General features: G+C 69.3%; 4 protein-coding genes and 2 pseudogenes. 1 reads left to right on the forward strand and 5 read right to left on the reverse strand.

The genetic code is table 11. From position 1 onward, the window contains the following. Positions 1-127: 127 nt before the first annotated feature. The 3 genes and pseudogenes from CA983_RS05170 to CA983_RS46125 all read right to left on the reverse strand — a co-directional run bounded on the left by CA983_RS05170 (position 128) and on the right by CA983_RS46125 (position 4,684). Positions 128-2,779 carry an RICIN domain-containing protein gene (locus tag CA983_RS05170; RefSeq protein ID WP_086599690.1) on the reverse strand — a complete coding sequence of 884 codons (2,652 nt, stop codon included), beginning with the start codon at positions 2,777-2,779 and terminating at the stop codon, positions 128-130. 773 nt (positions 2,780-3,552) lie between these two features. After that, positions 3,553-4,363: pseudogene (locus CA983_RS05175) on the reverse strand (GDSL-type esterase/lipase family protein); the annotation flags it as partial. A gap of 174 nt (positions 4,364-4,537) precedes the next feature. Continuing rightward, a complete protein-coding gene (locus CA983_RS46125; protein WP_158101829.1) occupies positions 4,538-4,684 on the reverse strand; it encodes a hypothetical protein in 147 nt (48 codons plus the stop codon). Between the two features lie 513 nt (positions 4,685-5,197). On the opposite strand from CA983_RS46125, the gene CA983_RS05180 reads away from it, so the two are divergent. Further along, positions 5,198-5,437 (forward strand): hypothetical protein, encoded by a 240-nt coding sequence (locus tag CA983_RS05180; RefSeq protein WP_086599691.1) that lies wholly within the window; start codon positions 5,198-5,200, stop codon positions 5,435-5,437. 138 nt (positions 5,438-5,575) lie between these two features. On the opposite strand, the pseudogene CA983_RS47635 reads toward CA983_RS05180, so the two are convergent. Beyond that, positions 5,576-6,067: pseudogene (locus CA983_RS47635) on the reverse strand (MFS transporter); the annotation flags it as partial. Between the two features lie 587 nt (positions 6,068-6,654). Continuing rightward, positions 6,655-7,431: IS982 family transposase (locus tag CA983_RS05190; RefSeq protein ID WP_086599696.1), on the reverse strand; the 777-nt coding region annotated here is incomplete at its 5' end.

Genomic DNA, 7,431 nt, shown 5'->3' on the forward strand with positions numbered 1-7,431 from the left:
GTTGAGGGCAGGACGGTCTCGTCGGTTTCTCACTCGATCGGGGAGGCGCGGCCCACGCCTCGCGAGGTCCCTCAGCCGTGGCGGGGCCGCAGGCGGTTGTGCCTGCGGCCCCGCTCGGGTGTCGGGGTCAGGACGGGTCGCCGTACTGCAGGCCGCGTCCGTTGGTGCCGACGTAGACGCGACCGTAGGTGTCGGGGTCGCCGGTGATGACGCCGACGCCGCCGATGGCCCCCCACTGGTGGGCCTTGTCGTTGACGCGGAGCCAGGTGGCGCCCTTGTCGGTGGAGCGGAAGACTCCGGTGACGTCCTTGACGGTGCCGATCAGGTACAGGGCCTGGTTGCTGGTGCCCGGCTTGGCCTTGCCGAAGCCGACGGCGGAGGCGGACTGCACCGTCTTGAGCGTGGTGAAGGTGCGGCCGCCGTCGGTGGAGTGCAGCAGCCCCTTGGTGCTGCCGGCGATCCACAGGTCCCCGGAGATCCCGGGAACGGCTGTGAGCCGGCCGGAGGGCAGGCCGGTGGCGCGGGCGGTGAAGGTCGCGCCGCCGTCGGTGCTGGCGTAGAGCGTGCCGCCGGACAGTGAGTAGAAGGTCCTGGCCGCGGAGCGGTCGGCGACGACCACGGCGTCGTTGCCCAGGTCGCTGACCCTCGACCAGCTCGCCCCGTTGTCGGTCGAGCGGTACGGGGCCTGACCGGCCTGGGTCCAGACGATGGTGGAGCCGTCCGCCGCGAGCGCGACACGGCCGTCCTGGGCACCGGCCACCGGCTCTGCCTTGAAGCCGTTCCAGCTGCTGCCGCCGTCGGTGGAGTAGGCGCCGTCCTGCGCGCCGCCCCGGCCGACGCGGACCATCATCGAGGGCTTGGACTGGGCGAAGTCGATATCGGTGCTGTTGGTCATCATCGGGTTCTTCAGCCGCCCGGACGGCACCTTGGTCAGGTCGTCGTGCCGGAAGCCGCCCTGGTCGCCCATGGAGGTGATGACGGTGGCGCCGCCGGGAGGGGCGATCGCGTCCAACAGCGCCGTCTCCTCCAGCCCTCGGGCGCCCATGCTCCAGTGGCTGGTACCGCCGCTGTCGGATGCGCCCGCGTCCTTGCTGCGCAAGATGCCGTTGCCGGTGCCGTACAGCACGTGCCCGGAGTTGAAGGGATCGATGGCCAGGGCGGTCATCCAGTGCCCGGTGTGAGTGCCGACGTAAGGAGCGGCGGAGGCGTTGCGCACCGACTTGTCGGCCAGCGCCTTCCAGGTCGTGCCGCCGTCGGTGCTGCGGTAGAGCTCGTCCTGGGGGTACCAGCGGCCGAGGGTGGTGACCATCACCGTGGAGGGCTTGCGCGGGTCGACGGCCAGACCGGAGAACCCGTAGTTGCCGTCGGACGGGGAGATGTTCTTCCACGCCCCGCGGGCCGGCGTGTACTTCCACACCGAGCCCCCCGTCACGCCGTTGGGTCCGAGGGCGTTGGTGTACGTCAGGTACAGCGAGCCGTCACCGGAGAGCACGCCGTGTTGCGGCAGCTGGCCGGTGGGCTGCCCGGAGACGGCCTGCCAGGTGCTGCCGCCGTCGGTGGAGCGGTACAGGGAGGTCGACTTGTCGTTGACACCGACATAGATCGTCTTGCTGCCGGCCGGGCCGTACGTCACGAAGGAGATGCCCCCGCCGCTGCTCGCCCCGTCCTTGACGGGGAACGAGGAGACCTGCCGCCATGTCACGCCGAAGTCGGTGCTGCGCCACAGGCCGTTCTTGCGGGTGCCCAGCAGCAAGGTGCCGTGGTCGGCCGGGTCGACCACGAGCCGCTCGCCCGCCCCGCGGCCGTCCTCGTTGCCGCCCACCTTGAAGGGCAGATCGGTGCGCTTGAAGGTGCGGCCCCGGTCCGTGGAGCGCAGGATCGCGCCGTTGCCCGCCCACTCGTTGGTGTAGGTGCCCGCCCCGAGGTAGAGCCGCTTGGGGTCGACGGGGTCGGTGGCCACCGAATCGATGCCCAGCAGGTTCCAGTCCTTCTCGCCGAGCCAGTCGGTCAGCGGAATCCACTGCTCGGCCCCGGTGTCCCAGCGATAGGCGCCGCCCATGTCGGTGCGCGCGTACAGCAGACCCTTCTCACGGGGGTTGAACACCAGGCCGGTGACGTAACCGCCGCCCACCACCTGGGCGTTCTTCCATACGTACGGTCCGGCCGCGACCGTGGTCTGCGCGGTGCCGGACCCGGACGCCGGGGTCCGGTCCGTCTTCACCAGCTTCCACTGCTGGTTGGAGCTGCCCCGGCTCGGATACTGGACGACCGCCGCGCCCTGGGCCGTGGAGCCCGCGGAGACGTCCAGGACCTGGCCGCTCCTGCGGGAGGTGAGGGTGACGGCGTCGGAACCGCTCACCTCGCTGATCCGCCACTCCTGGGAAGTGGCGGAGCTGTCGGTCTGCTGCTCGGCGGCGGCCCCCTGAGCGGTGGAATTGCCCGCTATACCCAGCACCTTGCCGCTGTTGCGGTTCACCAGCTCGTAGTAGCCGTCCCCCGTGGGCCGCAGCCTCCACTGCTGGTTGGCGGTGTTCTCGTCGGTCCACTGCTGGATACGGGTGCCGTCGGCGGTGGAGAAGCTACTGACGTCCAGCACCTTGCCGCTGCGCACGGAAACCAGCCGGTAATAGGCATCGTCGTCGACCGTCGCGGCCTGCGAGTCCTCCTGCGCGAAAAGGAGATACGGCACGAGGACGGCAGGCACGCCGAGCACCAGACCAGTGGCGGTCCAGCGGCGGCGGTGACGCCCGCGGCGCCCGCCGTTCGTGGGGTTGTTCATGGGGAGGCGTTCTCCTTGCATGCTGTGCAACGTGGAAACTCGGATCCCGGCCACCGGAACTGGCCGGATCCCATTCCTTGTGGTCACAGGCTGCGCAAAGGGTTGCCGTGAGCCTGGAACTCTTTCCAGGTCACCTCGTGGTGCGGCAGGAGTTGTAGCGCCCTGGGTGACGCTGTTCCCCTTGGCGTCGACGGCCGTGGCCCATAAGGGCCCCGAGCCGGGCGGCCTGGGCCGCCCAGTCACCGACCGAGCGTGTGACGAGAATCGAACCCGCGCTCTCAGCTTGGGAAGCGACGGCGCTTGGGTGACTGAATGACCGCTGAACTGCATGGATTCGTCGTGTCGGTACCGTTTGCGCGGGCCCGTTCGCACCACTGTTGACCGGGGTTGTCCGTGTCTACGGGCACGCTCTGGGCACGCGAACCACCAGCGGCTGAGCCATACCGCGCGGCGCTTCGCGCCGACCAGCGGGCATCGCCTGCCGGACTGATGCGGAGTGGCCGTTGCGATCGCAGATCCGACAACAACGCCCGGAGGGGCACGAGTACGACGAGATGGCGAAGGTGTTCACCGACCTCTGTCCCGATACGGCGGTGCCGACCACCGTGCTGTTGCCCGGCACGCGTCCGACCTGACCGAGTGCAACGTCCACGACATCGCCTGATGGGCTGCAGCTGCGCCGATGGCTCGGCTGGTCGGGGTGGACCTCGCCCGTCCCCTGGCCGTGTTCGAATGTTCGCCGTGCACGTCGGCCCCTTCCCCACGCCCAGGGGGTTGGCGCCGCCGTGGCAGGACCAGGTCTGTACCTTGGTGCCGTTGGTGGTGCCCCAGCCGGCGGCGTCGAGGCACTTGCCCATGGAGCGCACGGTGCCGTCGGTGTAGGCGGACCAGAACTGGTTGGCCGTGTCGCCGCAGCTCCACGTCTGGACGGCGGTCCCGACGATGGTGGCGGCGCCGTTGACGTCCAGGCACTTGCCGGCGATGCCGGACTGCACGCGTGCCGGGGCGGGGGCGGGGTTCCTCAGCCACCCGGCGCCATCCGCGGCCTGGATGCCGCGGTGGAAGGCGTCAGCCATCTTCTGGTAGCCCGAGTCGTTGGGATGCAGGGTGTCGGCCAGGTCGGCCGTGGTCAGGCCGCTCATGTCCACGTGTGCGACGTGCTTTCCCGCGGCCTGTGCCTCGCTGACGATTTGGCGGGGGGCCTGGTTGTACGCGGCACGGTACTGCTCCTCCGAGCCGCTGGTGGACACGACCAGGGAGGCCACGAGGACGGTTGCGTCGGGGACATCGGCGGTGACCTGGTTGACCAGCGACTTCAGCCGGGCGATGGCGGTGTTGACCTCGGAGGCTCCGTGAAGGTCGTTGGTGCCGATATGCAGCGTCACGACATTGGGCCGGTAGCGGATGAGCGAGGCGTCGGCGAGTGCGGCGATCTGGTCGATGCGGTACCCCGAGTGGCCTTCGTTGTCGGGGTCGGACATCGAACCGGTCCGCCCGGTGCCCACGAAGTCCAATGGATGGCCCGTCCGCCGCAAGCCTGTCCCACAACGGCGCCCGGTAGCCGTTGCCCGTACTGCTTCCCACACCCCAGGTGATCGAGTCGCCCAACGGCATGACCCGCAAAGGCGTGTCGGATGCGGCGGAGGCAGGGGCCACACCTGCCGCTGTCAGCCCGAGCGTGTCGGAGACAAGCGTGATCAGGGGTAAAATCCGAGACTTTTTCGTAGAGTTCCTTCCTCTTCTGCGAGTGATTGCTGTTCAGCGAGGCTGATCGCCGCCCGGCCGCACCAGGGTGCTGAGGAAGGCGTCCTCCCAGCGGGCGGCCGGGTGCGGCTCCCAGGTGCCGTGGACGGTGAGGACGACTCCGATGCCGCTGTCGCGCATCAGGTCCATCAGCGTGCCCATGAGGCCGAACTCCCTTGCGCTGGTTCCGGTTCGAGCGTCGGCGAAGAGAAGACGCGCCGGTCCAGCCCGGACCCGGCCCTCAGCCCCCTTAGGCCGCGCCGCACTCGAAGATCCACCCGAGCGTCGCGCGGATCTGGGCAACCAACGCCCTGCAGCAGGTCCTCGGCAAGCTGCTCGCCCGTCCTGTCGTCCACGACCTTCGTCACCGGGCATCTCCGTTCCCTCAGCGATCGGGGCCGGAGCCAGCCCTGCCTCACCGTGCGCGGCCGCGCCCGGTCGTCCGCGCCGCACACGCCGAGCGATCCCCCATAGCACCTCGCCGGATCAGCTCCGGGCCGGCGCATGAGTGGCCCGGGAGTCGATGACGTCCGCCCCCAGCCCAGACATGCGCGGGTTGGGGGCACAGAGGTGCGACGTCTCCTTCGATCTGCTGGTTTATTAGGTCACACGACATTCCTACGAGTCGCGCGGGCATGCCCGGAGAACAGACATCAACCCATTCCGGGAGGCTCCATGCGCACTCGCCGCAACTCGGCCGCCGTGACCACCACCATGCTCATGGCCGCGCTGTTCACGTTGGGGTCCGTCTCCACCGCTGCCGCTGCCCCGACGGGACCGGACACACAAGTCCGCGTCCAGCAGGATGTCGCCTGCATCAACGGCGAGGTTGAGGTAGATGCCACGATTGGTGGCACGAAGTTCCAGCTTGGCGCAAACACGGGCCTCGAGTGCTTCCCGCTTCCACTCGTCTGATTCTTCATGACGGGTCGCCGGTTCCTCTGGCAGCCCGTCCGGGGAGCAGACGACGGCGACACTCGGTGCGGCCGCTGTGCTCCACCACGGGTGCCGTGTAGAGGTCCACGTCGGGACCGGTCCCGACGTGGACGCCACTCAGGACCGCAGCGACTCAGACCGCTGAGGCACGTGTGTCGCGACGACCGACTCCCGTGCACCTTCCGGAGTAACCCGATGCCGGTCCACCTCAGCCGGTCGTACCCGCCCCCCGGACCGAGCACCGCCAGGCCCGCGCCGGCGACCGCCGGGGACATTGCCCCGAGGTCCGCCGCCAGGGCGAGACCCTCGATCCACGCGCCCCCGGCGTTCGCCAGGTTGAACGCCTTGGTTGGCGGAGGAGGCCAGGGACGGGGTCGCCGGCGCCTTCTCCATGACCATCAGCTGGAGCGGGGAACCGGTCACGAACGCCGTGCCCAGGAGGATCACTGCTACAGCCGCGGTCCACTGCGTGTTCATCAGGAGGGAAACAGCGCACCGCGACGAGCGACGTCAGGCCGCAGAACAGCGTGTCCCGCAGGGAGTGGTCGGCCAGGCGGCCCACGAGCAGGTCGCCCGCTTGGCGCCGACGCCGAACAGCGCCAGCAACAGGTCGTGCACCGGATGCCGCGCGTGGCGCCACGAGGATGGCTGAGGTTCAGCCCGCTTCGCCGTACGCGGCTTCCTGCAGCGCCCGCACGGCGAGCCGGAAATCGGCGTCGTCCAGGGGGAGGATGACGCCGATTGCAGATGGAGTGAGCACCGGCCGACCAGAAGGGCCGCGTACTGCAGCACGGCCGGCTCGCTATCGGAGCACCGGAACACCCAGGGTGTGTCCGGCAGAAGCAGCCCGACCGTGTTCCAGTCAACCGACGGATGAGTGCCCCTGCGGTCGATCAGCGTCGGCTCTCGTCATTTCGAGGGTGGCCGTCAGCTTCTGCCTCCTGCATGAAGCGCCGCAGCCAGTACCCGTCCCGGTGCGCACCCAGCAGCGGGGTCGCCGCCCGCATCTGCTCGTTGCCTGGTTCGGCTGTACGGACTATCCGGGGTCCACTATCCCGGATGTCCCCCATGATGGCGCCTCGGTCCCGTGGAGCCGCGTGCGGTGATGGCGCATCCCGCCGACGAGCGCCTACGCTGGATCGTCACCAGGGCGAACGTCGCCTGACACAGCACTAGACGAGTAGTTCCGATGTGGCTCAGTGGTCGTAGGCGGTCAGTGACCTGGTGATGGGTGCGCCGATGGTGCGGTTGTGCCAGATCGCGCAGGTCATTGCCAGGATCCGCTGGGCGACACGGACGCCGACGCCTTCGATGGTCCGGCCGCCGTGCTGTTCCAGGTCGAGTTGGCCTTTGAGGGTGTCGTTGACCGACTCGATCAGCTGCCGCACCGTCTTGAGCAGGGCTTCTGCGGGCTGTGGGGTGCCGCGGTTGCGGTAGGAGGGCCGCAGCAGATGGATGCCGCGGGCGGTGAGGAAGCGGTCGAGGTCGGCGGCGATGTAGCCCTTGTCCGCCAGGATCAGCAGGCCCGGCCGGGCGGCTGCCAGATGCGGTTCGTCGTCGATCAGAGCGGCCAGGACTTGCCGTTCGTCGATCTTGGGGTCGGCCAGGGCCCAGGTGACGGGCAGGCCGGCCGGAGTGCACACCAGGTGCAGCTTCAGGCCCCAGTAGAAGCGGGAGTGGGAGCGGCAGTAGCCGTAGTTGGCCCAGCCGGCCAGGTCGGAGCGCTTGACCGTCTCGCGGGAGCGGGCGCACTCGACGGGGGTGGAGTCCACGATCCATACATCGTCCAGCCACAGGTCGGTATCTGCGGCCAGCGACCGGATGGCCCGCTTGACCAGGGGCAAAGCAGCTCGCAGCCGCTTGTTGTAGGCCGGGCGCTGCGGCAGGTACGGGAACATCCCGTGCAGGTGGGCGTGGGCGAAGCGCAGCCAGCGGGCCTCGCAGTGGAAGCCCAGCACGGCCTGGGCCACTGC

It is taken from the genome of Streptomyces swartbergensis, assembly GCF_002148965.1.
Lineage (GTDB): Bacteria > Actinomycetota > Actinomycetes > Streptomycetales > Streptomycetaceae > Streptomyces > Streptomyces swartbergensis.